A 26,671-nucleotide genomic window follows, 5' to 3' on the forward strand; every position below is an offset into this window, starting at 1 on the left:
TGAACAAAAATTGATGTCCGTCAAGGTGCACCCGAAACTGTGCTGTTAACAGGCTTTGCAAGTCAGTAAAATGGCGCCCTTTCAGCCCCAAGGAGAAACCTAAGGTGATGCAGGAGTTGTTGGCGCCGGTGAAGGCATTTTTGGCCTGTGAAACCCCGGATGCCTGGATAGAAAAAGCCAAAAGTCCCGAGATGTTGCAGGCCATTTTGGTGGATCACTGTAACTGTGAGCTCAAGGCTGCCCAGACCGCGCTGTTTCTTATCCGCAAGTATGCTGTCGACCCTGGCTGCAATGAAGCCTTGCTCGCCTGGGCCAAGCCTTACGAAACCTTTGTTTACCATAAAGACCGTGATATGGCGGCGTTTCTGGCCCGCAGCGGCAAGAAGAACGATCTCGATGTGGCGCTCACGCCCAAGGCGGGATTTGCCCACGGTGATGAGCTGATTGCCAAAATGGTGCGGCTGATTAAGGAAGAATTTCATCACTTCGAGCAGGTGCTGGAGATCATGCATGAGCGCGGCATTCCCTATACCAGCATCAATGCCGGCCGCTATGCCAAGGGGATGATGAGCCATGTGCGCACCAACGAGCCGGCCACCCTGGTGGATAAGCTGATTGTCGGCGCCTTTATTGAGGCTCGGTCCTGTGAGCGCTTTGCCAAGCTGGCGCCCTTTATGGATGAGGAGCTGTCACGCTTTTATGTGTCTTTGCTGCGCTCTGAAGCGAGGCATTATCAGGATTATCTGAAACTGGCGGAAATGGTGGCAGGCAGCAAAATCGATGAGCGGGTTGCCTATTTTGCGGCGGTGGAAGCCGAGCTGATTCAATCAGCCGATGATGAGTTTCGGTTTCACAGTGGCACGCCACTGAATTAATCTGGGCGGTGATCCAGAAGGTGTATTAAGCCTGGGCTATAGCCCGGGCTTTTTTGTTGCTGGCTATTACTTTTGGTGGCTATTACTTCAGATAGGTATTAGTTGTCGAATGGCAGTTCGAGCAGATTGGCTCCCGCGGCGCTCACTTCAAGTACGCTGCCTTGCTCGTACCAGTCTCCTACCACTATGCGTCTGCCCGCGCTTTCTTCATGAATGGCGGGTCTGTGGGTGTGACCATGGATCATCTGAGTGCAGTGACGCTGTTGCAGCAGCTCGGCAACGGCGCTGGGCTCGGCATCCATGATGTACTGACTCTTCATTTGATTACCGGCCTTGCTTTTGGCCCTTAAATTAGCGGCAATCCGCAGGCGGCGACTTTCAGAAAGCTTGCCGTAGACCCATTTAGCCCAAGGCTGATTTCTGAACCAACGAAAGCGCTGATAGCCCTTATCCAGGGTGCAGAGGCTGTCGCCGTGTAGCAGCAGGGTAGGAATACCATAAAGGTCTATTTGGTGCACTTCATCGAGCAATTGCATTCGGCTTAATGCGGCAAATTGCTTACCAATCAAAAAGTCGCGATTGCCATGAATAAAGTAAACCGGCAGTTTTTGGCTGAGTTTGGCGATGTCGGCGGCGATATCGAGCGCGAAAGGCTCGGCAATATCGTCACCCACCCAAACCTCGAACAGATCGCCCAGAATATACAGGGCATCGACATCATCGAAGGGTTGAGACAGGAAGCGGCGAAAAGCCGCTGTGATATCGGGGCGATCTGCACTTAAATGCAGATCGCCGATAAAGAGGGTGCGCATCTGCCTTGGATTAGCCTTCGATGCTGACCTTCTCAATCACTACGGCTTCCAGAGGCACATCCTGGTGCATGCCACGGTTGCCGGTGTTCACGCCCTTGATGGCGTTGACTACGTCCAGACCTTCAACCACTTCGCCAAATACGCAGTAACCCCAGCCCTGCATAGACTCAGATTTGAAGTCCAGGAAGGTGTTGTCGTTGACGTTGATGAAGAACTGCGCTGTGGCAGAGTGAGGATCAGAAGTACGGGCCATGGCGAGGGTGCCAACCTTGTTGGACAGGCCGTTGTTGGCTTCGTTCTTGATAGGATCATGGGTACGCTTTTGCACCATATCCTCGGTGAAACCACCGCCCTGGATCATAAAACCATCGATTACACGGTGGAAAATGGTGCCGTCGAAGAAACCTTCGCTGGCGTAACGCTGGAAGTTTTCAGCAGTTACTGGGGCTTGTTCGTGGTTCAGAGCGATTTTGATATCGCCAAAATTGGTGTGCAATGTGATCATTTTTGCAGTACTCATTTGAAAATGTCGCCGGATTCTAACTTATCTGGCACGGCCCTGAAAGTGCAGTATTCAAGGCGTTTTGACCATGATAGACTCACAGGCTTGATTTTACACCCATTGGTAAGTGGAAAGAGAACAATAATGTTGAAGATATACAACAGTATCAGTCGTCAAAAAGAGGAGTTTAAACCTATACAGCCCGGCAAAGTCGGTATGTATGTTTGTGGTGTGACGATCTATGACCTGTGCCACATCGGCCATGGTCGTACTTTTGTGTGTTTTGACATGATTGTGCGTTATCTGCGTTACCGTGGTTATGAGGTAAATTACCAGCGTAATATCACCGACGTGGATGACAAAATCATCAAACGTGCCAATGAAAACGGTGAGAGCTGCGATAGCCTGACCGAGCGTTTGATTGGTGATATGCACGCGGATTTCGATGCGCTGAATATGGTGCGCCCAAGCTTTGAGCCCCGCGCGACCCTGCACATTGATGAAATCATCGACATGGTGAATCGCCTGCTTGACCGTGGTCACGCTTATGTGGCCGCCGATGGCGACGTGCTGTTTGATGTGTCTTCCTACGCCGCATACGGCCGTTTGTCAGGCCAGGACCTCGAGCAGCTGCAAGCCGGTGCCCGGGTGGAAGTGGATGAAAACAAGCGTAACCCGATGGACTTTGTGCTGTGGAAGATGTCCAAGCCCGGCGAGCCTACCTGGGATTCGCCATGGGGTCCGGGTCGCCCTGGCTGGCACATCGAGTGCTCGGCCATGAACAGCAAGCACCTGGGGCTGCACTTCGATATCCATGGCGGCGGCAGTGACTTACAGTTCCCACACCATGAAAACGAAATTGCCCAGTCTTGCTGCGCCCACGACACACCTTATGTGAACACCTGGATGCATACTGGGATGGTGATGGTAGATAAAGAAAAGATGTCCAAGTCCCTTGGCAACTTCTTTACCATCCGCGACGTACTGGCCCACTACGATGCCCAGACCGTGCGTTACTTCCTGCTCTCTGGCCACTATCGCAGCCAGCTGAACTACAGTGAAGACAACTTAAAGCAGGCCCGCGCCGCCCTTGAGCGTATGTACACAGCGCTTAAAGGTCTGGATCTGACAGTCGAAGCCGCCGGCGGCGAGGAGTTTGTCAGCCGCTTTGTGGCAGCGATGGACGATGATTTCAACACCCCAGAGGCCTATTCAGTGCTGTTTGATATGGTGCGTGAAATCAACCGTCTCAAGGCGACCGATATGGCAGCCGCGTCTGCGCTGGCAGTAGTGCTTAAAGATCTGGGCGCTGTGCTCGGTATTCTGTCTTCCACCCCAGAGGCATTTTTACAGGGTGAAGGCAGCGCTGATGAAGTGGCTGAAATCGAAGCGCTGATTGTTGAGCGTAACCGAGCCCGTGCCGAGAAAGATTGGCCAGCCGCCGACGTGGCCCGTGACCGTCTGAATGCGCTGGGCGTAGTGCTTGAAGATGGCCCTGAAGGCACTACCTGGCGCAAGAAGTAAGCCGAGCCTCAATCCGGTTTAACTACAAACAAAAACGCCTGCAATCGCAGGCGTTTTTTATGGGACTGGCTAACAGAACTGTGATGGTCGAACTCTGTCAGCGCTGCCAGCGTGTTATCAGTCGTGATAGTTTTCGGCGGCGTAAAGGGTGTTTTCCAGCAGGCTCGCAATGGTCATTGGGCCCACACCACCGGGTACCGGAGTAATAAAGGATGCGCGCTCGGCAGCCACGTCAAACTCTACGTCACCTACCAGACGGCCATCGTCCAGGCGGTTGATACCCACATCAATCACAATGGCGCCGGGCTTAATCCAGTCACCCGGGATAAAGTGGGGCTTACCCACGGCCACCACCAACAAGTCTGCCTGACGCACCTTTTGTTCCAGATTGCGGGTGAAGCGGTGACAGGTGGTGGTAGTGCAACCGGCGAGCAGCAGCTCCAGGGTCATAGGGCGGCCAACAATGTTGGAGGCGCCTACCACTACGGCATCCAGACCATAGGTATCCACGCCTGTGGAGCGGATAAGGGTCATGATGCCCATCGGGGTGCAGGAGCGCAGCACAGGAATACGCTGGGCCAGGCGACCTACGTTATAAGGGTGGAAGCCGTCCACGTCTTTGTCGGGGCGAATGCGCTCAATTACCTTGGACGATTCGATATGTGCTGGCAGCGGCAATTGCACCAGAATGCCGTCTATAGCAGGGTCTTCGTTGCAGCGGTCAATCAGCGCCAGCAGATCTTCTTCGCTGGTGGTGTCCGGCAAATCGAAAGACTGGGACAGGAATCCCACTTCTTCACAGGCTTTGCGCTTGGAACCAACATAGACCTGAGAGGCGGGATCCAGACCAACGAGGATCACGGCCAAACCCGGAATGCGCTGGCCTGCCTCTTTACGGGCTTTGACCTTGTCGCTGAGGGTGGTACGGATGGCACTGGCAATGGCCTTGCCATCAATATTTTGGGCTGTCATGGGTGTAGGGCTTCCTTTATTTGGCGGGCTCTGGACCGCCGGAGGTTTTTAGCGCGCATATTCTAACAGCCAAGGCGCAGAGTGTCATTGCTCCCATTAGGGAGAAATCCCGATAACTCTGTATTGTTCTATAATTCGCCATGCAGATTTTTGCCTTAAAAAAAATCGTTGACGGGTGTCAGGTGAGGGGATAAGATGCGCTCCGTTCTGACGCGAGGCGTCAAAAACAAAGACTTCTCGGTGATTAGCGCAGTCTGGTAGCGCATCTGCTTTGGGAGCAGAGGGTCAGAGGTTCGAATCCTCTATCACCGACCAAATTTTAAGGCGATGCAGGTATGCGTCGACCGCCCCGGATAGGCTTCAACGTTGGTTGATACCTTGCGCCCGTAGCTCAGTTGGATAGAGCATCCGCCTTCTAAGCGGATGGTCGCAGGTTCGAATCCTGCCGGGCGTGCCAAAAATTCAGTGGTGATTGTAGCTCAGTTGGTAGAGTCCCGGATTGTGATTCCGGTTGTCGTGGGTTCGAGCCCCATCAGTCACCCCACTTCTTCTAGAAGGTTAAAAAGCGGCCAATGGCCGCTTTTTTTCTACCTTTATACCCGCCTTTCAGGCTCGACTCGGGCAATAACGGTGGCTATAATGTCGCGTCTTGATAACTGTCAACCATCTGCGACCCGTGCTGGCGCGTCAGTCGCGACAGGCATTAAAGTCAAATTAAGAAGATCAAGAACTGAACACCTGAATAGTTGATGACTCGGCTATTTACAAAGGACGTTAGACATATTTCGAGGTAAAACAATGCAAGTTTCTGTTGAAACAACTCAAGGCTTAGAGCGTCGCCTGACCATCTCTGTACCTGCCGAGCAGATCGAGAAACTGGTTAACGAGAGCCTGAAGCGCGAAGCCAAGCGTGCCCGTATTCCTGGTTTCCGTCCTGGCAAAGTTCCTATGAGCGTTATCAGCAAGCGCTATGGCGCCGCTATCCGTCAGGACGTGACTGGCGAAATCATGCAGCGCAACTTTGTTGAAGCCATCATCGCTGAAAAACTGAATCCAGCCGGAGCGCCTATTTTTGCTCCTGGCAGCAGCGACGCTGACAAGTTTGAGTTCGTAGCAACTTTCGAAGTGTATCCAGAAGTTGAACTCAAAGGTCTGGACGCCATCGAAGTTGAGCAGCCAAAAGCTGAAGTTACTGCCGCTGACGTAGACAACATGATTGAAACTCTGCGCAAGCAGCACGCCACTTTCGAAGCCGTTGAACGCGCTGCCGAAGATGGCGACAAAGTGACTATCAACTTTGTTGGCAGCATCGACGGTGAAGAATTCGAAGGCGGCAAGGCTGAAGGTTTCGACCTGCAGCTGGGCAGCGGTCGCATGATCCCTGGCTTCGAAGAAGGCATCAAAGGCCACAAAGCCGGTGAAGAATTCGATATCGACGTGACTTTCCCTGAGGAATACCACGCCGAAAACCTGAAAGGCAAAGCGGCCAAGTTCGCTATCACTCTGACTGAAGTGAAAGCTGCCAACCTGCCAGAAGTGAACGACGAATTCGCCAAGCTGTTCGGTATCACCGACGGCGGCGTAGACGCTCTGAAAGCTGAAATCAGCAAGAACATGGGCCGTGAGCTGGAACAAGCTCTGAAAGCCAACGTGAAAGAGCAGGTAATCAACGGTCTGCTGGCTGCTAACGAAATCACGCTGCCAAAAGCTCTGATCGATGGCGAAATCAACGTACTGCGTCGTCAAGCCGTTCAGCGTTTCGGCGGTCAGACTGCCAACATGCCTGAGCTGCCAGCCGAGCTGTTTGCCGAGCAAGCCGAGCGCCGCGTTAAAGTGGGCCTGCTGCTGGGCGAAGTGATCAAGTCTAACGAACTGCAAGTGGAAGATGAGCGCGTTCAGGCGCTGATCGCTTCTATGGCTTCTGCCTACGAAGATCCATCTGAAGTAGTTGAGTACTACAACGGCAACAAAGAGCTGATGCAGAACATGCGCAACGTGGCTCTGGAAGAGCAAGCCGTTGAAGCGCTGCTGAAATCTGCAAAAGTGACCGAGAAGGAAGTTGCTTTTGAAGAATTTATGAACAAGGCTACCGGCCGCGCGTAACCGCAGCTTGACTTGATTGGCGTTAAGCCATTTATAATGGCTCGTATGAGGCTCCTCATGCGAGCCATTTTTATTTAGGGAAGGGATAAATGCATAACGCACCGGAATCAGTATTCAATGCGCTCGTGCCTATGGTGGTGGAACAGACCGCCAAAGGTGAGCGTTCCTACGATATCTATTCACGTCTGCTGAAAGAGCGTGTCATCTTCCTGGTGGGCCAGGTTGAAGAGCACATGGCCAACCTTATCGTAGCGCAGCTGCTGTTTCTGGAATCGGAAAACCCTGATAAAGAGATCTATCTCTATATCAATTCCCCCGGCGGCTCGGTAACCGCTGGCATGGCGATTTACGATACCATGCAGTTTATCAAGCCAAAGGTCAGCACCGTGTGTATCGGTCAGGCCTGCAGCATGGGCGCATTTTTGTTGGCAGGTGGCGAGAAAGGCATGCGTCACTGTTTGCCTAATTCAAGGGTGATGATCCACCAACCATTGGGTGGTTTCCAGGGACAGGCATCGGATATCGCTATCCATGCTCAGGAAATTTTAGGCATTAAGCACAAACTCAACCAGATGCTGGCGCATCACACCGGGCAACCGATGGAAGTAATTGAGCGCGATACCGATCGTGACAACTTCATGAGCGCAGAGCAGGCGGCCGAGTACGGTCTTATCGATTCGGTACTGACCAGCCGCTGATTTTTACCGGCGACTGGGCTAAGCTCAGATTGACGGGGTTGAGAGAGACAGGCGATGGCCACATCGCAAACGGGGTAAAGTAATGGGCGAGAACAAGAGTGGTGATGGCGGCAAGCTGCTGTATTGCTCTTTCTGCGGAAAGAGCCAGCACGAAGTGCGAAAGCTGATCGCCGGACCATCTGTGTATGTATGCGACGAATGTGTTGAGCTTTGCAACGACATCATTCGCGAAGAGATTAAAGAGATCTCGCCTAAGCGGGATCACGACAAACTGCCGACGCCTCATGAACTGAGAGCGCATTTGGACGACTACGTGATTGGCCAGGAAAAAGCCAAGAAGGTGTTGTCGGTGGCAGTGTATAACCACTATAAGCGTCTGCGTAACGGCAACCCCAAAGAAGGGGTTGAGCTTGGCAAGAGTAACATCCTGCTGATTGGTCCTACCGGTAGCGGTAAGACCTTGCTGGCCGAGACCCTGGCGCGTTTCCTCAATGTGCCATTTACCATGGCCGATGCCACCACCCTGACCGAAGCCGGTTACGTGGGTGAGGACGTTGAGAACATCATTCAAAAACTGTTGCAAAAGTGCGACTACGATGTGGAAAAGGCCCAGCGTGGCATTGTCTATATCGATGAAATCGACAAAATCAGCCGTAAGTCCGACAACCCCTCCATCACCCGTGATGTGAGTGGTGAAGGCGTGCAGCAAGCGCTGCTGAAGCTGATTGAAGGCACAGTGGCTGCGGTGCCGCCCCAGGGCGGCCGTAAGCATCCGCAGCAGGAGTTCCTGCAGGTTGACACCTCCAAGATCCTGTTCGTGTGCGGCGGCGCCTTTGCCGGCCTCGAGAAGGTGATTGAGCAGCGTACCCACACCGGCAGCGGCATTGGCTTTGGCGCCCAGGTGAAGGGCAAAGAAGACAAAGAAAGCATGTCTGACATTCTGTCGCAGGTTGAGCCGGAAGATCTGGTCAAATACGGCCTTATCCCTGAGTTCATCGGTCGTCTGCCTGTGGTAGCTACCCTGGCTGAGCTGGATGAAGACGCGCTTATCCAAATTCTGTCTGAGCCCAAGAACGCCCTGACCAAGCAATATGCGGCGCTGTTTGAGATGGAAGGCGTAGAGCTTGAATTCCGTGAAGATGCGCTGAAGGCGATTGCCCAGAAGGCCATGTCACGTAAGACAGGTGCCCGTGGTCTGCGCTCAATTGTAGAAGGCATTCTGCTGGATACCATGTATGACCTGCCTTCTCAGGACGGTGTGAGCAAAGCCGTGGTAGATGAGTCTGTGGTGAAGGGCGAATCGGCCCCCATCCTGATTTACGAGCAAGCCGAATCACAGGCCGCCAGCGGCGACCAATAATTGGTCATTTGCTTTCAAGAAGATACGAAAGGAGTCCGATTGGGCTCCTTTTTTACATTTGAGCCATTGAAAGGGCGGAAACTGCCCCAATATACTCGGATATAGTCCATCTGATACGGAATCGAGTTATGTCCCAAGAGCGTGAAGCGCATTTCGAATTGCCGGTCCTGCCACTGAGAGACGTGGTGGTGTACCCCCATATGGTCATTCCGTTATTCGTGGGTCGTGAGAAGTCCATTCGTTGCCTGGAAACTGCCATGGCACAGGACAAGCAGATCATGCTGGTCGCCCAGCGCGATGCGGATCTTGACGAACCTGCGGCCGATGATATCTTTGAAGTCGGTACCATCGCCTCTATTTTGCAATTGCTCAAGCTGCCCGACGGTACAGTAAAAGTGCTGGTTGAAGGTGGCCGCCGCGCCCGCGTGGCCCGTTTTACCCAGGAAGAGCCCTTCTTTGTTGCGCGAATTGAAGAGCTGCCATCGGACCCTCTGGCCGAGAAAGAAGAAGAGGTGCTGGTACGCAGCGCCATCGCCCAGTTTGAAGGCTACATCAAGCTTAACAAGAAGATCCCGCCCGAAGTGCTGACTTCCATGTCTGGCATCGATGAAGCGGCGCGTCTGGCCGACACCATGGCGGCCCATATGCCACTCAAACTCGAAGACAAGCAGTCCGTGCTTGAGATGGTCAATGTTGGCGAACGCCTCGAGTACCTGATGGCGATGATGGAAGCCGAAATCGATTTGCTGCAGGTGGAGAAGCGCATTCGCTCCCGCGTGAAGAAGCAAATGGAGAAGAGCCAGCGCGAGTACTACCTGAATGAGCAAATGAAAGCCATTCAGAAAGAGCTTGGCGATCTGGACGAAGGCCACGACGAATTCGAAACCCTCAATCGCAAGATTGAAGAGGCCAAGATGCCCGCCGATGCCAAAGACAAGGCCCAGGCAGAGCTGAACAAGCTGCGGATGATGTCACCCATGTCGGCCGAAGCCACTGTGGTGCGCTCCTATGTCGACTGGATGACCTCAGTGCCCTGGTTTGAGCGCTCCAAAATCAAGCGCGACCTGTCTAAGGCCGAGCAGGTGCTCAATGCTGACCACTACGGTCTAGAGAAGGTGAAAGAGCGCATCCTTGAGTATTTGGCGGTGCAGACTCGGGTTAAACAGCTCAAAGGCCCAATTCTGTGTCTGGTAGGCCCACCGGGTGTGGGTAAGACCTCGCTGGGGCAGTCGATTGCCAAGGCGACCGGCCGTAAGTATGTGCGTGTGGCCCTTGGCGGCGTGCGTGACGAAGCGGAAATCCGCGGTCACCGCCGTACCTACATCGGCTCTATGCCAGGCAAAATCATCCAGAAGATGGCCAAAGTGGGCGTGAAAAACCCGCTGTTCCTGCTGGATGAAATCGACAAGATGAGCTCCGACATGCGCGGTGACCCTGCGTCAGCCCTCCTGGAAGTGTTGGATCCCGAGCAGAACGCCACCTTTAACGATCACTATCTGGAGGTCGATTACGATCTGTCCGATGTGATGTTTGTGGCCACCAGTAACTCCATGGATATTCCAGGCCCGCTGCTGGACCGTATGGAAGTCATTCGTCTATCCGGTTACACCGAGGACGAAAAGCTCAATATCGCCAAGCAGCATCTACTGCCAAAGCAGGTTGAGCGTAACGGCCTGAAGCCACATGAAATCAGCGTCGATGATGGCGCGATTCTGGGCATCATTCGTTACTACACCCGCGAGGCGGGCGTGCGTGCCCTTGAACGTGAGCTGTCGAAGATTTGCCGTAAAGTTGTTAAGCAAATCCTGCTGGATAAGAGTGTGAAACACGTGGATGTGACCGGTGACAACCTCAAGTCCTTCCTCGGTGTGCAGCGCCACGATTACGGCAAGGCTGAATCGAACAATCAGGTAGGCCAGGTAACAGGTCTTGCCTGGACTCAGGTGGGCGGTGACCTGCTGACCATCGAAGCCACTTCCGTGGCCGGTAAAGGTAAGCTTACCTACACAGGTTCGCTCGGTGATGTGATGCAGGAGTCGATTCAGGCCGCCATGACAGTGGTGCGTGCCCGCGCCGAACAGCTTGGCATCAACCCTGATTTCTACGAGAAGCGTGATATCCACGTGCACGTGCCTGAAGGTGCGACGCCAAAAGATGGTCCATCTGCAGGCTGTGCTATGTGCACCGCACTGGTCTCCAGCCTCACCGGTAACCCGGTGCGTGCCGATGTGGCCATGACAGGCGAAATCACCCTGCGCGGCGAAGTGCTGCCCATTGGTGGCCTGAAGGAAAAACTGCTTGCGGCTCACCGCGGTGGTATCAAGCATGTGCTTATCCCCAAAGAAAACGAGCGTGACCTTGAGGAAATCCCGGCTAACGTCGTGGCTGACCTGCAAATTCACCCCGTTCGCTGGGTGGATGAAGTGCTGAAACTGGCGCTTGAGCGCCCGGTGGAAGGCTTCGAAGTGGTAAAAAACGCCGGATAAGGCAAAAAAGTGCGCTACAGGCTTAAAAAAAGTGAAAAAAGGGGCTTAACAAACCCCTTAGCTGTGGTAGCCTAGGTTCGTGGAGAGCCAGCACCTCCCAAACCCTTGGCAGGGCTGGCTTTGAGCTGTATCCAACTTTAATTCTTTGGTTTTTCGTTGACGCTTGAACTTTGGTTTCAAGCTTGTTATAAAAGCCTCCGCAGACCGCTCTAGAGAAGGATTTGGTTGCGGCGCAAAAACTACATTCAAGGGGATGACATGAATAAATCTGAACTGATCGAGAAAATTGCTTCTGGTGCTGACATTTCCAAGGCCGCTGCCGGCCGTGCACTGGATTCTTTCATCGCTGCTGTGACTGACGGTCTGAAGGACGGCGGAAAGATTTCCCTGGTTGGTTTTGGTACTTTTGAAGTTCGTGAGCGTGCTGAGCGTACCGGCCGTAACCCACAATCTGGCAAAGAGATCAAAATCCCTGCTGCTAAGATCCCAGCATTCAAAGCTGGTAAAGCTCTGAAAGACGCTGTCAACTAAGACTCGCCTTTGTAGGCTTTCGTTCTTCAAGCACTGCGTTTGCAGTGCTTTTTACGAATTGAAGGACTTGGGTGTCAGCACCGAGGTCCGGAGTGACGAAGCATTAAAGGTCATTCCTGAAAAGTTACATAAAGGCGCATCCTCACAGAGATGCGCTTTTTTATTTCAATCACAAGAGTAACAAGCGGGACATCTGATGTTAGAAAAGATCCGTGAAGGTGCCCAAGGTACCATTGCCAAGAGCATCCTGGTGCTGGTGATCCTTTCCTTTGCCTTTACCGGCGTGAGCAGCTACCTGGGCTCGTCAACCGAGACTCCGGCTGCCACCGTCAATGGCGAGGAAATTCCCCAGTCAGCTTTGGAGCAGGCCTATCAAAATGAAAAGGCCCGTATGGAGCAGCAACTGGGCGAAATGTTCGAAACCCTGGCAGCAGATGACAACTACCTGCGCTCCATCAAGCAGGGCGTACTTGAGCGTCTTATCGCTGACAAGCTGCTGGACCAGACTGCCACTTCGCTGGGCTTGCGCGTTTCTGATGAGCAAATCAAGCAAGCTATTGTTGATGAACCTGCCTTCCAAACCGATGGCAAGTTCGACAACGAGCGCTATCTGGCTATCCTGCGTCAGCTGGGTTATCAAACCAACAGTTTCCGCGACATGATGCGTGTTGATATGACCCGTCGTCAGCTGCTCAATGCCCTGGTTGGCAGCGAGTTTGTGCTGCCAACCGAAAGCAAGGCGGTCGCCGAGCTGCAGGGCCAGACCCGCGATCTGCGTTATCTGGTGGTAGAAGCCGCACCTTTCGAAGCGGGCGTGACCGTCACTGATGAAGAAGCCAAAAACTTCTACGATGCCAACCCGGATCAGTTCATCAACCCTGAGCAGGTGAGCCTCGAGTACCTGATGTTGTCCGCCAAGTCACTGGCCGATGCCATTACCGTGACCGATGAGCAAGCCAAGGCTTACTACGATGAGCACATGAGCCAGTACAAGACCCCTGAAAAGCGTCTGGCGGCTCACATCCTGGTGAATCTGGGAGATGATGAAGCGGCGGCGCAAGCCAAAGCAGACACCATCTACGCCAAGTTGCAGGGCGGCGCCGATTTCGCCGAGCTGGCGAAAACCGACTCTGAAGACACCTTCAGTGGTGAGCAGGGCGGTCAGCTGGACTGGTTTGAGCAGGGCGTAATGGACCCAGCCTTCGATGCCGCATTGTTCGGTTTGGTAAAGGGTCAGTACTCAGGCGTGGTGAAAACCGATTATGGTTTCCACATCATCAAGCTTTTGGATGTTCAGGGTGGTGAGCAGGCGGCCTTTGCCGAGGTTAAAGACCGCATTCTGGCGCAGCTGAAAGAAAAAGAAGCGCTGGATAAGTTCTACGGTCTGCAGCAAAAACTGGCTGATACCAGCTACGAAGTGCCAGATACCCTGAGCGAAGCTGCCAAGGCCACTGGTCTTGAAGTGAAGAGCACAGGTCTCTTTACCCGCGAACTGCCACCGGTTGAAATCAACAACCCGGCGCTCATCAAGGCCGCCTTCTCTGAGCAGGTACTGCAAAGCGGTATGAACAGTGACCTGATTGACCTTGGTGACAACAACGTGGCCGTGGTGCGCATGAAAGAGCACAAAATGGCCGGTACACTGCCATTTGATGAAGTGAAAGCCGGTATCTTGGCCCGTCTTACCCAGGACAAAGCCAACGAAGCGGCCAAGCTGCAGGCTCAGGAACTGCTGGCCAAGTTCAAGGCAGGTGAAGCGCTTGAGCTGACTGCCAAAGCCAAAGTGGCCCGTTTTGACCGCGAACTGGATCCATCCATCGTGAACAAGGGCTTCCAGCTGGCCGTAGGCGGTGCTGATACCGTGAATATGGCTGCTGGCTATGCACTGGTCGTGCTGGACAAGGTAAATCCGGCTGAAGGCGTTCAGGACGAACTGGTGCAGGCGCTGGCTCAGCGTCTGTCCGGTCAGTTTACTGAAACCACCTACCGTGGTGTGATTGAGTCACTGAAAGCTAAAGCTGAAATCAGCTACGCCGCCGAATAAGCGCAATTTGCCAAATGAAAAGCCAGCCACAGTGCTGGCTTTTTTGTTTCTGGTTTGGCGTTTGGTTGGCGAGCCGCCTGACTCTTTTATCAATGGGCCGGAATGGCGCGCTTAGATTGCCTACAGGCGCCAGTCGATGGGGGTGAGGTTCTGGCGGATCAGCGCCTCATTGGCTTTGACAAAGTGGTGACAGCCGAAAAAGCCCCGATTTGCCGACAAGGGCGATGGATGCGGTGAGCGCAGCACCAGATGTTTGTTGGCATCAATCAAACTCGCCTTCTTGCCCGCATGACTGCCCCAAAGCAGAAACACAAGCCCGGCTCTGTGCTCACTCAGGCCGCGGATCACCGCATCGGTGAAGCGCTCCCAGCCAAGGTGTGCGTGGGAGTGAGCCTGGCCCCGCTCTACGGTCAGCACGGTATTGAGCAGCATCACCCCCTGATGGGCCCATGCGCTTAAGTCGCCATGGGTTGGCACCACAAAGCCCGGAATTGAGTTTGCCAGCTCGATAAACATATTCTGCAACGACGGTGGCGGCGGGCAGGGAGCCTTGACCGAGAAGCACAGCCCGTGGGCCTGATTGGGGCCGTGGTAGGGGTCTTGCCCCAAAATCACCACCTTCACCTGCTCAAAGGCGGTGTAGCGAAAGGCATTGAAGATGTCGGCTTTAGGGGGATAGACGGTCACCCCGTCGCGGAGTCGCTGGTCGACATACTTCAAGGTGTCCTGAAAATAGAGGGCGCGTCTTTCAGCGCCAAGAAGCTGCTGCCAATCCACCTTTTGTCCTTATCTTTGTCAGAATGTCTCTATTATGCTGATATTTGGCCATAAAAAAACGCCGCAGTGCGGCGTTTTTCAAAGCGTTTGTGCTTAGAGCTCAATCACATCGAAGCTAACTTCAGGATTGACGTCGGCGTCATAGTCTATGCCTTCGATACCGAAACCAAACAGCTTGATGAACTCGGCCTTGTACTCGACGTAGTCGGTCAGTTCAGACAGGTTTTCGGTGGTGATCTGTGGCCACAGGTCACGGCAATGCTGCTGAATGTCATCACGCAATTCCCAGTCGTCCAGACGCAGGCGATTGTCTTCATCCACTTCAGGCGCGCTGCCATCGGCTTTGTAAAGGCGCTCAGAGAACATACGCAGGATCTGCTCCATACAGCCTTCATGCAGGCCTTCGGCGCGCATCTTCTTGAATACCATGGCAATGTACAGAGGCATTACCGGGATGGCAGAAGAGGCCTGGGTCACAACGCTCTTGAGTACGGCCACGTTGGCACTGCCACCTTTGGCAGCCAGCTTGTCGTTCAGGGCGTGTGCGGCGCGGTCGAGGTCCATCTTGGCCTTACCGAGGGCACCGTGCCAGTAGATAGGCCAGGTCAGCTCGGTACCTATGTAGGAGTAAGCCACAGTCTTGCAGCCATCGGCCAGCACACCGGCTTCATCCAGCGCGTTCAGCCACAGTTCCCAATCCTGACCACCCATCACGGTAACTGTGTCGGCAATTTCCTGCTCGGTTGCAGGCTCAACACTGGCTTCGATGATGGTATCTTTGTTGGTGTCTACCGCAGTAGAGCTGTATGGCTGACCGATAGGCTTCAGTGAAGAGCGTACCAGTTCGCCGCTGTCAGGCAGCTTACGCACAGGCGAGGCCAGTGAGTAGACCACCATGTCGATTTGACCTAGGTCAGCTTTAATCAGCTCAATCACCTTGGCTTTGGCTTCATGGCTGAAGGCATCGCAGTTCAGGCTCTTGCTGTACAGGCCTTCGGCCTTGGCAAATTTGTCAAAAGCGGCCGAGTTGTACCAGCCGGCGGTGCCAGGCTTGGTTTCGGTGCCAGGCTTTTCAAAGAACACGCCGATAGTGGCAGCGCCGCTACCAAAGGCGGCTGCGATACGGGAAGACAGACCATAGCCGCTGGAAGAGCCAACCACGAGTACGCGCTTGGGGCCATTGACGATTGGGCCACGGGCCTTGGTCAGATTGATTTGCTCAAGCACGTTGGCTTCACAGCCAACCGGATGAGTGGTGGTACAAATAAAGCCACGAATTTTTGGTTTGATAATCATGTTTATGCTTCTTCAGTCAACACTGGCAATAGAATAATGACTTGAGGCGCCAATGGCAGCCTCTTTTTTACGTTTTACCCCGGTGGTTGGATGAGTTCAGCGCTTGCGCACCTGACGGGTTTGCTCGGCAATCAGCCTGGCGGTGTACTCATGCTCGGGGCTTTCGAAAACCTTTTGCACCGGGCCTTTTTCTACCAATTGGCCCTTGTGCAGCACCATGATTTTGTCGCTCACATGACGCACCAGATTGAGGTTATGGGATACGAAAATATACGACAGCCCCATTTCCTTTTGCAGTTGCAGCAACAGGTTGAGGATTTGAGAGCGTACCGAAAGGTCGAGTGCGGTCAGTGCTTCGTCGGCGATGATCACCTTGGGGCTCAGCATCAGTGCCCGGGCCACGGCGACCCGCTGTTTCTGACCTTCAGAAATCATGTGCGGATAAAAGTCGGCATGTTCCGGCAGCAATCCCACCTTGCGCAGAGTCTCGGTGACCAGCGCGCTGCGCTCAGCGGCGCTCATATCAGTGTTGAACCTCAGCGGCTCTTCCAATAACTCGCCAATGGACAGCCGGGGATTGAGCGAGGTGTTGGGATCCTGGAAAATCATCCGAATAAGACGACAGCGCTGCTTGACGTTGCGGGTTTCAAGGGCGGTGCCTTCAAACAGAATTTCGCCGCTGGAGCGCTGCTCGGCGCCCACCAGAATGCGCGCCAGAGTACTTTTACCTGAGCCGGCTTCACCCACTACGGCCAGGGTTTCACCGCGGCCAAGCTCAAACGAGATAGGCGCCAGCGCCTCGTTGTATTGGGCCCGGAAACGGCGATAGCCGGTGAAATAGCGCTTGGAGAGGCTGGTGACTTTAAGCAGAGGTGTCGTCATTGCTGCTCTCCGTTTGATAGGGGAAGTGGCAGGCGTAATACCTGTCTTTTTGATGCTGAAGCTGCGGCTGATGCACACACTGCTTACGGGCCTCGGGGCAGCGTGGCCCCAGACGACAGCCAATTGGCAAATGCTGCAGCGCAGGCGCCGAGCCCGGCAGGGTCGGCATCAGGCTCTTGTGGGGCATTTCGCCGCGATAATCCGGCATATGGTCCATCAGGGTCTTGGTGTATGGATGCAGCGGCTCGCGGATAAGCTCATCAATGGGGCCAGATTCCATCACCTGGCCGCAGTAAAGCACAGTGAGGTTATTGCACCACTCGGCCAGAGTCTCCAGCTCGTGGCTGATAAGCATGATGGTCACACCCTGCAGCTGGTTAAGCTGAGCCAGCAGGCGGAAAATTTGCGCCTGGGTGCTGGGCTCCATCGAGTTGGTGGGTTCGTCAGCAATCAGCAGCCGTGGCTGCTTGGCCAGTGCCATGGCAATCATTACCTTCTGACATTCGCCTTCGGAGGTTTCCCATGGGTAGCTGTCCATCACCCGCTTGGGATCTTTAATCCCCACCTTGTGCAGCCACTTTTCGGCCGTGTTGAGCTTGCCGCGACCACGGCGCCAGAATGGCAGACTGGTGTCGGTTGGCATGGCTTCAATCAGCTGGGTGCCAATGGTGATGACAGGGTCGAGGCTACCGGATGGGTCCTGGAAAATCATCGCCATATCTTTGCCCATCAGGTTACGTCGCTCGGCCGAGGACATTTCCATCAGGTTGTGGCCATCCCACATCATGCGGTCGGCGGTGACTGTCCAGTTGGGGCCGGGAATGCCCAGCACTGCACGGGCCAGCAGGCTTCGTCCGGAACCCGACTCGCCCACCAGACCGTGAATTTCACCGGCGTGCAGCATCAGGCTGACTTTTTCCAGTGCCTTTACCCGCCCGTGGGGGGTATCCAGCTCAATGGTGAGGTTGCGTATATCCAGTAGCGGCATAATCAGTTCTTTATCGGCGCCAGCGCCGAACGCAGCCCGTCGCCCACCAGATTAACGGCGAGCACGGTAAAGAGAATGGCCACCCCGGGGATGGTCACGGTCCAGGGGGCGGTCAGCAGGTTATCGAGTCCCTGAAACACCATAGCACCCCATTCGGGGCTGGGCGCCTGAGCCCCCAGGTTCAAAAAGCCCAGTGCGGCAATATCCAGAATGGCTGTGGAAATTGCCAGTGTGGTTTGAATAATTACCACTTCCCAGACATTGGGCATAATCACAAACCAAAAGATTTGAATGCTGCTGGCGCCATCGAGGCGCGCGGCGGTCACATATTCTTTTTGCAGTTCTTCGTGGATAGCCTGATGGATAGCCCGCACAAACTGCGGCGTTAAGGCAATGCCCACCGCCCAAAATACGTTATCGAGTCCGGGGCCCAGCACGGCCACCACCAAAATGGCCATAAGCAGCGATGGAATGGACAAGAGAGCATCGAGTAAGTGCCCGAGAATACTGGATTTAAGCCCCTTCATCATGCCCGAGATGGAGCCAATCAGGAAGCCGAGCAGCAGTGCGGTCACCACCACCGCCAGCGACATGCCGAAGGTCAGGTGAACGCCGTGCAGCAGGCGGCTGAAAATATCGCGGCCAAGGTCGTCCGTGCCCAAAAAGTGCTCCACTGTGCCGGCTGGATCCCAAGAGGGCGGCAGCAGCAGCGCCTTGGGGTTTTGCGCCTCGGGGCTGAAGGGGGCAAACCAGGGCCCAAGCACTGTCAGCAGCAATAAAAAGGCAATGGCCCATAGCCCGGCAAGGGCAAAAGGATTGGCCGAAAAGGACTGCCACAGCCGCCTCATGGGAGACGGGATATCGTCTTCCTGATAAATCTTAACTTGAGGCATAGAGTTCCTTCCTGCTGAGCGGATTGGAGGCAGTGTGTATCACTTCAATCAGGATGCTCAGGAAAATAATCAGCAGCGCCACCGCCAGAATACCGCCCTGGATCACGGTATAGTCACGCTGATAAATACCTGAAACCAGCCAGGAGCCAACTCCGGGCCAGGAGAAAATAACCTCCACCACAATGGCATAACTGGCAAAGGCGCCCAGCATCAAGCCCAGGTGTTTAAGCAGTGGAATAAGGGCGTTGGGCAGGGCGTGCTTTAAAATGATTTTCCCCGTGTGCAGCCCGCGAGCCTCGGCGGCGCGAATATAAGTCTGGTTCATCACATTGAGCATGGCCGCGCGGGTAATGCGCACCACCACGGTGAAGGGCAGCACCGCCAGGGTAACCGCCGGCAGCACTATGTGCGCCAGCGCGTCTTTAAAGGCTGACAGTCGGTAGCTTGAATCCGACAGCAGGGTATCAATCAGCATAAAGCCGGTAACCGGCTTAATTTCATACAAGAGGTTGATTTGTCCGGAAATTGGCAACCATCCCAGCCGCACCCCAAACCAGAGTGACAGCGACAGACCCAGCCAGAATACCGGAATTGAGTAGCCGGTCAGGGTAATCGCCATAATGGCATTCTGGGTCAGCTTGTGCTGATTGAGTGACGCCAGTACCCCAAGCGGGATCCCAAGAAGCAGTGCCAGCAATCCGGAAAATGACGCCAGCTCAAAGGAAGCCGGCAGCACACTGGCAAGCTCTTTGGCCACGCTCTGCTGGGAGGTGATGGAAATGCCAAGGTCGCCTGAGAGCCGCTGCTCCAGATACGCCAGGTACTGACGAAACTCGGATTTATCCAGCTTGTACGCATCAATGATTTGCTGCGCCTGCTCGGCAGTAGGGTTAATTACCCCGGTCAGCGCGTAGGCTCTGTCTGTTGGGAAATGACTGGTGGCAATAAACAGAATGCTCACCATCAGCAACGAGGTGGCAATAAAGAGGTTAAGACGCCTAAGCAGGTACACGCCCATCAGTCTTGCTCCTCAATTTTGGGTTTGATGTCGGCAAAGGAGATGCCGCCAAAGGGGCTGATGGGCATATGGCTGATGTTATTGCGGTGCACCAGGGTGCGCTTGGCGTGGGCGAAGGCAAACATCGGCAGTTCGCGGGCCACTTCGGCCTGGGCTTCCTGATACAGCGCGGTGCGTTCAAGCCGGTCGGTGCTGGCGCGGGCGCGGGTCAGCAGGGCATCAAACTCGGGCGAGCACCAGCGGGAGCGGTTGTTGCCTGAGCCCACCGAGGCGCAGCTCAGCAGTGGGGTGAAGAAGTTGTCTGGATCTGAGTTATCGGCGTTCCAGCCAATCAATACCGAGTCGTAGTCGCTGCGGTTGAGCTTTTGGGTAAACACCGACCAGTCGTAGCTGACGATATTGGCCTTAACGCCAATATTGGCTAAATCCGCCTGAATAAGCTCGGCAGTTTTCAGTGCATTGGGGTTATAGGCCCGGGCGACCGGCATCGCCCAGATGTCGATACTGAGGTTGGTCACTCCCGCCTCGGCCAGTAAGGTCATGGCCTTACTGGGGGAGTAGTCGATATCCAGTTCATAGTCGCGGGCATAGGCCCAGGAAGAGGGTGGCAGCAGGCTTTGGGCCTCAACGGCGGTGTCCTGATACACGGCGGCAAGGATATTGCGCTTATCGATGGCAAGCGACAGCGCCTGACGTACGCGCACATCATCCAGTGGCGGTTTTTGGGTGTTGAAGGCCCAGAATGCCACGTTCAGGCCGGGACGCGACTGCAACTGTAAATCCGGATGTTCATCAATCAAATCAAGCTCACCGGCCTTGGGCAGTGCCGAGACACTGCAGTCGCCGGTAATGAGCTTCGACAGCCTGACGGTGCTTTTGGAGGTGATGTCATACACCAACATATCGATTTCAGGCGCCTTGCCCCAATAGCCTTCATGGCGACGGTAGCGGATGTATTCGTTTTTCACGTATTCCACCAGGCGGAAAGGGCCTGTGCCTATGGCCTGGGTGTCGAGCCGCTCCGGCGTGCCTGCGTTCAGTTGCTGCTCGGCATACTCGGCCGAGAGGATCACCGCAAAGTCGGTGGCGAGGTTCGACAGAAACGATGCATCACGGCGATTCAGGCGGAACACCACCTGATGGTCGCCTTCTTTGGTAACCGAACTGACCTGATTGACAAAGTCGATACTCTGGAAAAACGGATAACCACTGCGGCTGACCCAGTGGAACGGATGGTCGTCATCCAGAATGCGCTGGAAGGAGAAGAGCACGTCGTCGGCATTGAAAGGACGGCTGGGGGTAAAGAGGGCGCTGCGGTGGAATTTCACCCCTTCGCGCAGGGTGAAGCGGTACTCAAGGCCGTCGTCGCTGATTTCCCAGTGGGTTGCCAGCGCCGGTACGATTTTGCCTTCCTCGGCATCGTAGTCCACCAGGCGGCTGTAGATCTGCTGGGAAGTGGCATCAATGGTGGTGCCTGAGGTCACGGTCTGCGGATTAAATGACTCAGGGTTACCCTCGGAGCAGTAAACCACCCCGGGCGGCAGTTGCTGATGGCCGCAGGCTGTAAGCCATCCCCCAACCAGGGGCAGCAGGGCGAGCCGATAAAGCCGGTTTTTCAGCGCATTCATTAATGAATCGTTATTGGTGTAAGCAGTAATGATTGATTCTAACAGTCGCCCGCCGCCGCGGGCAATCCACTTATGCCTTATCCAGTAAATTGTATTTCTTGAGGATCCCGCGCAGCTGGTGATAACTGAGCCCCAGCAGATCGGCGGTTTTTTTCTGATTGAACTGGCTTGCCGCCAATGCCTGCTGGATAAGATCTTTCTCAACCGCTTCCAGGTGTTCTTTGAGATCCAGCGGAAAATTCACCTCAAGGGATGCAACTTGCATTGGGCTGCCTGCCGTGGCGGCCGGGGTGTCCTGGACAGCGGCCTCAACCACAGGCACTGTTTTGGCCTGACGCTCCACTGTTTTAATCCTTCCCTTGGGACGCCAGGGCGACTCGAACGGGTCCAGCACTATGTCTTCAATAGGCTCACAGCTGCCACCGGCGCGGTACACAGAACGCTCAATCACGTTTTTAAGCTCGCGGATATTGCCCGGCCATTGATGGTCCATCAGCTGCTCAATCGCATGCTCGGCAAAACCCGGGAACAAATCCAGTTTGAGCTGGCGTGCCATGCCGATGCCGAAGTATTCCGCCAGCGGCATAATGTCTTCTTTGCGGTGGCGCAGGGGCGGCAGGGTGATCACATCGAAGGCGAGGCGGTCGAGCAGGTCGGCCCGGAATTCACCGGCTTCTGCCAGTGACGGCAAGTCTTCGTTGGCGGCACAAATCAGGCGCACATCCGCCTGCAGGGTCTTGCTGCCACCGACCCGCTCGTATTCACCGTATTCGATGACCCGGAGCAGTTTTTCCTGAATAAGTCCGGAGGTGTTAGCCAGTTCATCCAAAAACAGGGTGCCGCCATCGGCGCGCTCGAAGCGACCTTCATGACGACCTTTTGCGCCGGTAAAGGCACCTGACTCATGGCCAAACAGTTCAGTTTCGAGTAGATTTTCACTCAGCGATGAACAGTTTAGCTTTAAAAAGCTCTGATCCCAGCGCTGGGACAGGTAATGTAAGCGCTCGGCGATGAGCTCCTTACCTGTGCCCCGTTCACCGATAATCAATACCGGCTTTGACAGCGGGGCGATGCGGGATACATGTTCCAACACTTCCAGAAGTGCGTTGGATTGGCCTATCAGGTTGTCCTGTTTGAATGCGTTGGGCACTTTTTGTTGGTCTTATTCGCTAACAAGTGGTGAAAATCATAATAGGTGTCTGGGCTGGCAAAATAAAGTGAATCTTAAATTTTGGCGCTTTTTATTGAATTTAAAGGAAAAACAAAAGTTGGCACGCTCTGTGTATTACTCATTGCGAAAACCAACTACATGTGAGGACTGAATTATGGGTATTTTCTCTCGTTTCGCGGACATCATTAATTCCAACATCAGCGCCCTGCTGGACAAGGCGGAAGATCCGGAAAAAATGGTTCGCCTGATCATCCAGGAAATGGAAGACACCCTGGTGGAAGTGCGCTCTACCTCAGCCAAGGTTCTGGCCGAGAAGAAAGACATCCTTCGCCGGATTGCCCGGGTTGACGCCCAGGTACAGGATTGGGAAGAGAAAGCCGAACTGGCCATCTCCAAAGAGCGTGAAGATCTGGCCCGTGCCGCTCTGGTAGAAAAGCAAAAAGCCTCTACCCTGGCCGAAACCCTGCAGCGCGAGCTGGAAGTGGTTGAAGACCATATCCTGCGCCTGAAAGAAGAAGTGACTCAGCTGCAGGAAAAACTGGCCGATGCCAAGGCTCGCCAGAAGACCATCATCATGCGCAAGCAAACTGCTTCCAGCCGTCTTGAGGTAAAAAAGCAGTTGGATTCCAGCAAAATCGACAACGCCATGCTGAAGTTCGAGCAGTATGAAGCCCGTGTTGAGAGCTTGGAAGCCCAGGTGGAATCTTACGATTTGGGTAACAAATCCAGTCTGAATGACGAATTTGCCGCCCTGCAAGCCGAAGATTCAGTGAATGCCGAGCTGGAAGCCCTGAAGGCTAAAATGAAGGGCAAGACCAAAGAAAAAGCTGGCAAGTAACGAATTATTCGGGGGAGGTGAGTTATGGATATGGATGTATTGATGGCGCCCATTATTATTTTCATGGTGATAGTGGCACCCATATGGCTGGTTCTGCATTACCGCAGCAAGCGGCAGGTGAGCCAGGGACTTTCCGACGAAGAGTTTAAACAGCTTAACGAACTCATCGCCCTGGCTGACAAGATGGATCAGCGTATCGAGACTCTGGAAGCCATTCTGGACGCCGAGTCTCCTGAGTGGAGGAACAAGCATGAGCACGCGTGATGGCAGGACCCTCTATCGCATACCCCAGCAAGGCAAAATCGCCGGGGTCTGCGCCGGAGTCGCCGAGTACTTCGGCTTCGAGACCTGGTTGGTGCGAGTGGTGGCAGTGTCCATCTTCCTCCTTGGCGGCTCAGGTATCATCTTCATTCTTTACGTGGCCCTGTGGATGATTTTGGATGTGAAGCCGGCATCCGCAAAAGTCCACGACGACATCAGTGACATCGAGGTCAAGCGCAAGGTCTGGCAGGCCGGAGAACCCGCCAAACAGGCACTGGCCGATGTGAACAGTCGCTTCCGTTCCCTGGAGTCAAGGCTTAGGTCACTCGAGCGCCATGTGACATCAGACAACTACGACTTAAAGCGGCAAATCAATAACCTTTAAGTTAACTACGGGCGACTCGGTCGCCCTTTGTCTTTGTTGGCTGTTTAAAAAACAAAGACGCCGTTAAGGGAATGACACAGGAGATTCTATGGCGAGCAGCCCGGTGGATAAACTCACACAAAAGGCACGCGATCTGCTGGCAAGGAGCACAGACCGGCATTTAAGACTGGCGGTAACCGGTCTCTCGGGGGCAGGGAAAACTGCCTTTATCACCGGCCTTGTCCATCAGCTTCTGAGTGCCACCGCTGCAAACGATAAAAACCTGCCACTATGGCAGGTGAGCCGCGATGAAAGGCTGGTTGGGGTTCGCCGCGCCAGTCAGCCAGACTTAAACATTGCCAGTTTTGACCTCCAGGGGGCGCTCTCGGCCTTATCACAGACGCCGCCAAGCTGGCCTGCATCTACCCGCAATTTGTCTGAGCTCAGGCTCGAAATCCGCTATCGCCCCAAAGGCGGCTTGTTATCAAAACTCTCTGATGTGTCCACCCTGTATCTCGATTTGGTGGATTACCCCGGTGAATGGCTTTTGGACTTGCCCATGCTGCGTCAGGACTATGCCAGCTGGAGTCAGAGCGTGTTTGCCGCCATCAACAAGCGCGCACCATCCGAGTCTTTGAAGGCTTTTATTGAAGCGGCGAGCCGGGTTCGCCTCGATGAGCCCTTAAGCGATGAAGAATTTGAGCGCATCGCAGGTCTGTATCGTGCCTATCTTGAAGAGTCGGTGCATAGCCAGGGTTATTATTTTGCCCAGCCAGGGCGCATGTTGCTGCCTGGTGAGCTTGAAGGCGCGCCGCTGCTGGCGTTTTTCCCACTGCCGCTGGATGAGGCGGCACATAAACGTGCCGCAGAAGCCGGTAAGGACAGCGCCTACGGCCAGCTTTGTCGCCGTTACCGTGAATATGTGGATGCGGTGGTCGAGCCCTTCTTTAAACGTCACTTTGCCCGTTTTGACCGGCAATTGGTGCTGGTGGACTGCTTCAGTGCCCTCAATCGTGGCCGAGCCCAGTTTGAAGACATGAGCCTGGCGTTGGATGGTATTCTTGAAAGTTTCAGGTTCGGTCAGTCCAGCCTGATCCGTAGGTTGTTTTCACCCCGCATAGACAAACTGCTGTTTGCTGCCAGTAAAATTGACCACGTGACCCGGGATCAGCAGGGCAGGGTGCTGGGGCTGCTCAAACAAATGCTGGGGCGAAGTGAGCACTTCGCTCGCTTCGAAGGCTGTCAGGTGGAGGCTATGGCCATCAGCGCCATTCGTGCCACCCGGCCGGGGATGGTCAATACCGAAAAAGGCGAGGTGGAAGTCGTCACAGGCACCGAGCTAGCCACCGGCAAACCCATTACCCTGTTTCCCGGTGAAGTGCCGCAAAGCTTGCCCAAGCCGGACTTCTGGCAAAATCAGGGCTTTGAATTTGTGCAGTTTGCGCCCATGGCCAGAAATGGCGAAAGCCCCATGGCCCATATCCGCCTCGATCATCTGCTGGAATACCTGCTCGGCGATAAGCTTGCCTGAGTGGGAACCAGTTTGTAGCAGGAGATGACTGAAATCATGAAAGACGAGACGCCGCTGGCGCCCGCACGCCGCTTTGAATCCGAGCAGCCAACCGATGATGCCCTTGCCGGTACTCAACGCTTCGCTGTCGAGACCGAGGTGCGCACCCTCGATGAAAGCGAACTTGAACAGGCGCTGTCACCCATAGATGCCCATATCACTCTACAGGGGCTGAAGGGCCGCCGCTGGTCGCCGCTGGCGAAGTGGGCACTCACAGGCCTGGGTGTACTTGTGGTCACGGAAACCACGCTGGGCTTAATGGATGCCTATCGGCAAAGCCCCTGGATCTTCGGCCTTTATGGCGTGGTGCTTGGGCTGGTGCTTACCTGGGGGCTTGGCGCCGCCTGGCGCGAGTACCGGCTGCTGAAGCGCCTTAAAGCCACCGACGACGCCAGAGAGCAGGGCGCCCGGATCCGTGAAAGTGTACAAATCGGCGAGGCCGATGCCTTTATCGAGAGCTTAAGTACCAAGGCGCCCGCTGAAGCGCTCAGTAAATTCAAGGGCTTGGTGAGTGATGAGCACAACGATGCAGAAAAGCTGACCCTGTACGAGGAGTGTGTACTCACAGCTCAGGATGAGGCCGCCAAACGCAAAGTGAGCCGTTACGCCATGGAGTCGGCAGCGCTGCTGGCGGCAAGCCCACTGGCGGTGCTGGATATGGGTATCATCCTGTGGCGTAACCAAAAGATGATCCGCGACGTGGCCGACTGCTACGGGGTGGAGCTGGGCTACTGGAGTCGCATCCGACTTATCCGCGCCATTCTGGTTAATATCTTTTATGCCGGCACCACCGAGCTTGTGACCGACCTCGGCAGTCAACTGCTGTCGGTGGAGATGACAGGTAAGCTGTCAGCACGCCTGGCTCAGGGCCTCGGCGGCGGGCTGCTGACTGCGCGCCTGGGGTACCAGGCGATGGCACTTTGTCGGCCGTTGACCTTTAAAGCGGAGCAGAAACCCAAGCTTTCCCGTATCCATCAGCAACTGCTTGTTGAACTTAAGTCTTTGTTTAGTAGCGCTCTAAATGGCCAGGTGGATAGCCGTCTGCGTCGTAACAAAGATTTTACAAACAGCTGACGCT

General features: G+C 54.6%; 24 protein-coding genes and 3 tRNA genes. 16 read left to right on the forward strand and 11 right to left on the reverse strand.

Annotated features, from left to right (window positions below):
* The first annotated feature begins 107 nt into the window (after positions 1–107).
* A complete protein-coding gene (gene miaE, locus MJ923_RS04860; RefSeq protein WP_240590123.1) occupies positions 108–875 on the forward strand; it encodes a tRNA isopentenyl-2-thiomethyl-A-37 hydroxylase MiaE in 768 nt (255 codons plus the stop codon).
* A gap of 98 nt (positions 876–973) precedes the next feature.
* Here miaE and MJ923_RS04865 read toward each other — a convergent pair whose 3' ends face one another.
* Entirely contained in the window at positions 974–1,687 is a 714-nt protein-coding gene (locus tag MJ923_RS04865; RefSeq protein WP_240590124.1) for a UDP-2,3-diacylglucosamine diphosphatase, read from the reverse strand.
* A 10-nt stretch (positions 1,688–1,697) separates the two neighbouring features.
* On the reverse strand, positions 1,698–2,192 hold the full coding sequence (locus MJ923_RS04870) for a peptidylprolyl isomerase (protein ID WP_126166344.1): 495 nt from the start codon (positions 2,190–2,192) through the stop codon (positions 1,698–1,700).
* 141 nt (positions 2,193–2,333) lie between these two features.
* Here MJ923_RS04870 and cysS point away from each other — a divergent pair, with 141 nt between their 5' ends.
* Positions 2,334–3,713 (forward strand): cysteine--tRNA ligase, encoded by a 1,380-nt coding sequence (gene cysS, locus MJ923_RS04875; RefSeq protein ID WP_240590125.1) that lies wholly within the window; start codon positions 2,334–2,336, stop codon positions 3,711–3,713.
* A 117-nt stretch (positions 3,714–3,830) separates the two neighbouring features.
* Here cysS and folD read toward each other — a convergent pair whose 3' ends face one another.
* Positions 3,831–4,685: a bifunctional methylenetetrahydrofolate dehydrogenase/methenyltetrahydrofolate cyclohydrolase FolD gene (gene folD / locus MJ923_RS04880; RefSeq protein ID WP_126166346.1), complete on the reverse strand. Its 855-nt coding sequence runs from the start codon at positions 4,683–4,685 to the stop codon at positions 3,831–3,833.
* Between the two features lie 238 nt (positions 4,686–4,923).
* Here folD and MJ923_RS04885 point away from each other — a divergent pair.
* The 9 genes from MJ923_RS04885 (at position 4,924) to MJ923_RS04925 (ending at position 13,907) form a co-directional block, all read left to right on the forward strand.
* A tRNA-Pro gene (locus MJ923_RS04885) sits at positions 4,924–5,000 on the forward strand.
* A 65-nt stretch (positions 5,001–5,065) separates the two neighbouring features.
* A tRNA-Arg gene (locus tag MJ923_RS04890) sits at positions 5,066–5,142 on the forward strand.
* Between the two features lie 11 nt (positions 5,143–5,153).
* Positions 5,154–5,229 (forward strand) — tRNA-His (locus tag MJ923_RS04895).
* Between the two features lie 254 nt (positions 5,230–5,483).
* Positions 5,484–6,788 (forward strand): trigger factor, encoded by a 1,305-nt coding sequence (gene tig / locus MJ923_RS04900; protein WP_126166347.1) that lies wholly within the window; start codon positions 5,484–5,486, stop codon positions 6,786–6,788.
* A gap of 89 nt (positions 6,789–6,877) precedes the next feature.
* On the forward strand, positions 6,878–7,486 hold the full coding sequence (gene clpP / locus MJ923_RS04905) for an ATP-dependent Clp endopeptidase proteolytic subunit ClpP (RefSeq protein ID WP_126166348.1): 609 nt from the start codon (positions 6,878–6,880) through the stop codon (positions 7,484–7,486).
* Between the two features lie 82 nt (positions 7,487–7,568).
* Positions 7,569–8,846 carry an ATP-dependent protease ATP-binding subunit ClpX gene (gene clpX, locus MJ923_RS04910; RefSeq protein WP_126166349.1) on the forward strand — a complete coding sequence of 426 codons (1,278 nt, stop codon included), beginning with the start codon at positions 7,569–7,571 and terminating at the stop codon, positions 8,844–8,846.
* 128 nt (positions 8,847–8,974) lie between these two features.
* Entirely contained in the window at positions 8,975–11,332 is a 2,358-nt protein-coding gene (lon, locus tag MJ923_RS04915) for an endopeptidase La (protein ID WP_126166350.1), read from the forward strand.
* Between the two features lie 258 nt (positions 11,333–11,590).
* Positions 11,591–11,863 (forward strand): HU family DNA-binding protein, encoded by a 273-nt coding sequence (locus tag MJ923_RS04920; RefSeq protein WP_240590126.1) that lies wholly within the window; start codon positions 11,591–11,593, stop codon positions 11,861–11,863.
* A 196-nt stretch (positions 11,864–12,059) separates the two neighbouring features.
* Positions 12,060–13,907, forward strand: a complete 1,848-nt coding sequence (locus tag MJ923_RS04925; protein ID WP_240590127.1) for a SurA N-terminal domain-containing protein — start codon at positions 12,060–12,062, stop codon at positions 13,905–13,907.
* A gap of 120 nt (positions 13,908–14,027) precedes the next feature.
* On the opposite strand, the gene ung is transcribed toward MJ923_RS04925, so the two are convergent.
* From ung to pspF, 8 genes are all read right to left on the reverse strand, one after another.
* Complete coding sequence (gene ung, locus MJ923_RS04930) at positions 14,028–14,684, reverse strand: uracil-DNA glycosylase (protein WP_240590128.1); 657 nt, start codon at positions 14,682–14,684, stop codon at positions 14,028–14,030.
* A gap of 93 nt (positions 14,685–14,777) precedes the next feature.
* Positions 14,778–15,980 (reverse strand): enoyl-ACP reductase FabV, encoded by a 1,203-nt coding sequence (fabV, locus tag MJ923_RS04935; RefSeq protein ID WP_240590129.1) that lies wholly within the window; start codon positions 15,978–15,980, stop codon positions 14,778–14,780.
* 96 nt (positions 15,981–16,076) lie between these two features.
* Positions 16,077–16,862: an ATP-binding cassette domain-containing protein gene (locus tag MJ923_RS04940; protein ID WP_126166354.1), complete on the reverse strand. Its 786-nt coding sequence runs from the start codon at positions 16,860–16,862 to the stop codon at positions 16,077–16,079.
* The gene (locus MJ923_RS04945) at positions 16,843–17,850 is read right to left on the reverse strand and encodes a peptide ABC transporter ATP-binding protein (RefSeq protein ID WP_240590130.1); all 1,008 of its coding nucleotides are present in this window, start codon (positions 17,848–17,850) and stop codon (positions 16,843–16,845) included. Before MJ923_RS04945 ends, MJ923_RS04940 begins: the two co-directional genes overlap by 20 nt.
* Positions 17,851–17,852: 2 nt before the next feature.
* Entirely contained in the window at positions 17,853–18,743 is an 891-nt protein-coding gene (locus MJ923_RS04950) for an ABC transporter permease subunit (RefSeq protein ID WP_126166356.1), read from the reverse strand.
* Positions 18,730–19,761 (reverse strand): ABC transporter permease, encoded by a 1,032-nt coding sequence (locus MJ923_RS04955; protein ID WP_126166357.1) that lies wholly within the window; start codon positions 19,759–19,761, stop codon positions 18,730–18,732. The genes MJ923_RS04950 and MJ923_RS04955 overlap by 14 nt, the downstream gene beginning before the upstream one ends.
* Positions 19,761–21,389 carry an ABC transporter substrate-binding protein gene (locus MJ923_RS04960; RefSeq protein ID WP_240590131.1) on the reverse strand — a complete coding sequence of 543 codons (1,629 nt, stop codon included), beginning with the start codon at positions 21,387–21,389 and terminating at the stop codon, positions 19,761–19,763. The genes MJ923_RS04955 and MJ923_RS04960 overlap by 1 nt, the downstream gene beginning before the upstream one ends.
* Before the next feature lie 70 nt (positions 21,390–21,459).
* Entirely contained in the window at positions 21,460–22,539 is a 1,080-nt protein-coding gene (gene pspF / locus MJ923_RS04965) for a phage shock protein operon transcriptional activator (protein ID WP_126166359.1), read from the reverse strand.
* A 175-nt stretch (positions 22,540–22,714) separates the two neighbouring features.
* Between pspF and pspA the strand changes: the two genes are divergently transcribed.
* From pspA to MJ923_RS04990, 5 genes are all read left to right on the forward strand, one after another.
* Positions 22,715–23,398 carry a phage shock protein PspA gene (gene pspA, locus MJ923_RS04970; RefSeq protein WP_240590132.1) on the forward strand — a complete coding sequence of 228 codons (684 nt, stop codon included), beginning with the start codon at positions 22,715–22,717 and terminating at the stop codon, positions 23,396–23,398.
* A 24-nt stretch (positions 23,399–23,422) separates the two neighbouring features.
* Positions 23,423–23,662, forward strand: coding sequence for an envelope stress response membrane protein PspB (gene pspB / locus MJ923_RS04975; protein WP_126166361.1), 240 nt, complete (start codon positions 23,423–23,425; stop codon positions 23,660–23,662).
* On the forward strand, positions 23,649–24,044 hold the full coding sequence (gene pspC / locus MJ923_RS04980) for an envelope stress response membrane protein PspC (RefSeq protein ID WP_240590133.1): 396 nt from the start codon (positions 23,649–23,651) through the stop codon (positions 24,042–24,044). The genes pspB and pspC overlap by 14 nt, the downstream gene beginning before the upstream one ends.
* An 88-nt stretch (positions 24,045–24,132) precedes the next feature.
* A complete protein-coding gene (locus MJ923_RS04985; RefSeq protein WP_240590134.1) occupies positions 24,133–25,554 on the forward strand; it encodes a YcjX family GTP-binding protein in 1,422 nt (473 codons plus the stop codon).
* 36 nt (positions 25,555–25,590) lie between these two features.
* Positions 25,591–26,667 carry a TIGR01620 family protein gene (locus MJ923_RS04990; RefSeq protein ID WP_240590135.1) on the forward strand — a complete coding sequence of 359 codons (1,077 nt, stop codon included), beginning with the start codon at positions 25,591–25,593 and terminating at the stop codon, positions 26,665–26,667.
* Positions 26,668–26,671 lie beyond the last annotated feature (4 nt).

Source organism: Shewanella zhuhaiensis, assembly GCF_022484835.1.
Taxonomy (GTDB): domain Bacteria; phylum Pseudomonadota; class Gammaproteobacteria; order Enterobacterales; family Shewanellaceae; genus Shewanella; species Shewanella khirikhana.

What these genes read in the sequence shown, in the direction of transcription:
- MJ923_RS04925 (WP_240590127.1), top strand. Translation starts at nt 12,060, where the DNA reads ATGTTAGAAAAGATCCGTGAAGGTGCCCAAGGTACCATTGCCAAGAGC.
- pspC (WP_240590133.1), top strand. Translation starts at nt 23,649, where the DNA reads ATGAGCACGCGTGATGGCAGGACCCTCTATCGCATACCCCAGCAAGGC.
- MJ923_RS04940 (WP_126166354.1), bottom strand. Translation starts at nt 16,862, where the DNA reads ATGACGACACCTCTGCTTAAAGTCACCAGCCTCTCCAAGCGCTATTTC.
- MJ923_RS04985 (WP_240590134.1), top strand. Translation starts at nt 24,133, where the DNA reads ATGGCGAGCAGCCCGGTGGATAAACTCACACAAAAGGCACGCGATCTG.
- MJ923_RS04960 (WP_240590131.1), bottom strand. Translation starts at nt 21,389, where the DNA reads ATGAATGCGCTGAAAAACCGGCTTTATCGGCTCGCCCTGCTGCCCCTG.
- clpP (WP_126166348.1), top strand. Translation starts at nt 6,878, where the DNA reads ATGCATAACGCACCGGAATCAGTATTCAATGCGCTCGTGCCTATGGTG.
- MJ923_RS04870 (WP_126166344.1), bottom strand. Translation starts at nt 2,192, where the DNA reads ATGATCACATTGCACACCAATTTTGGCGATATCAAAATCGCTCTGAAC.
- cysS (WP_240590125.1), top strand. Translation starts at nt 2,334, where the DNA reads ATGTTGAAGATATACAACAGTATCAGTCGTCAAAAAGAGGAGTTTAAA.
- pspA (WP_240590132.1), top strand. Translation starts at nt 22,715, where the DNA reads ATGGGTATTTTCTCTCGTTTCGCGGACATCATTAATTCCAACATCAGC.
- MJ923_RS04950 (WP_126166356.1), bottom strand. Translation starts at nt 18,743, where the DNA reads ATGCCTCAAGTTAAGATTTATCAGGAAGACGATATCCCGTCTCCCATG.
- MJ923_RS04865 (WP_240590124.1), bottom strand. Translation starts at nt 1,687, where the DNA reads ATGCGCACCCTCTTTATCGGCGATCTGCATTTAAGTGCAGATCGCCCC.
- MJ923_RS04945 (WP_240590130.1), bottom strand. Translation starts at nt 17,850, where the DNA reads ATGCCGCTACTGGATATACGCAACCTCACCATTGAGCTGGATACCCCC.
- lon (WP_126166350.1), top strand. Translation starts at nt 8,975, where the DNA reads ATGTCCCAAGAGCGTGAAGCGCATTTCGAATTGCCGGTCCTGCCACTG.
- MJ923_RS04920 (WP_240590126.1), top strand. Translation starts at nt 11,591, where the DNA reads ATGAATAAATCTGAACTGATCGAGAAAATTGCTTCTGGTGCTGACATT.
- fabV (WP_240590129.1), bottom strand. Translation starts at nt 15,980, where the DNA reads ATGATTATCAAACCAAAAATTCGTGGCTTTATTTGTACCACCACTCAT.
- miaE (WP_240590123.1), top strand. Translation starts at nt 108, where the DNA reads ATGCAGGAGTTGTTGGCGCCGGTGAAGGCATTTTTGGCCTGTGAAACC.
- tig (WP_126166347.1), top strand. Translation starts at nt 5,484, where the DNA reads ATGCAAGTTTCTGTTGAAACAACTCAAGGCTTAGAGCGTCGCCTGACC.
- MJ923_RS04990 (WP_240590135.1), top strand. Translation starts at nt 25,591, where the DNA reads ATGAAAGACGAGACGCCGCTGGCGCCCGCACGCCGCTTTGAATCCGAG.
- pspB (WP_126166361.1), top strand. Translation starts at nt 23,423, where the DNA reads ATGGATATGGATGTATTGATGGCGCCCATTATTATTTTCATGGTGATA.
- folD (WP_126166346.1), bottom strand. Translation starts at nt 4,685, where the DNA reads ATGACAGCCCAAAATATTGATGGCAAGGCCATTGCCAGTGCCATCCGT.
- clpX (WP_126166349.1), top strand. Translation starts at nt 7,569, where the DNA reads ATGGGCGAGAACAAGAGTGGTGATGGCGGCAAGCTGCTGTATTGCTCT.
- MJ923_RS04955 (WP_126166357.1), bottom strand. Translation starts at nt 19,761, where the DNA reads ATGGGCGTGTACCTGCTTAGGCGTCTTAACCTCTTTATTGCCACCTCG.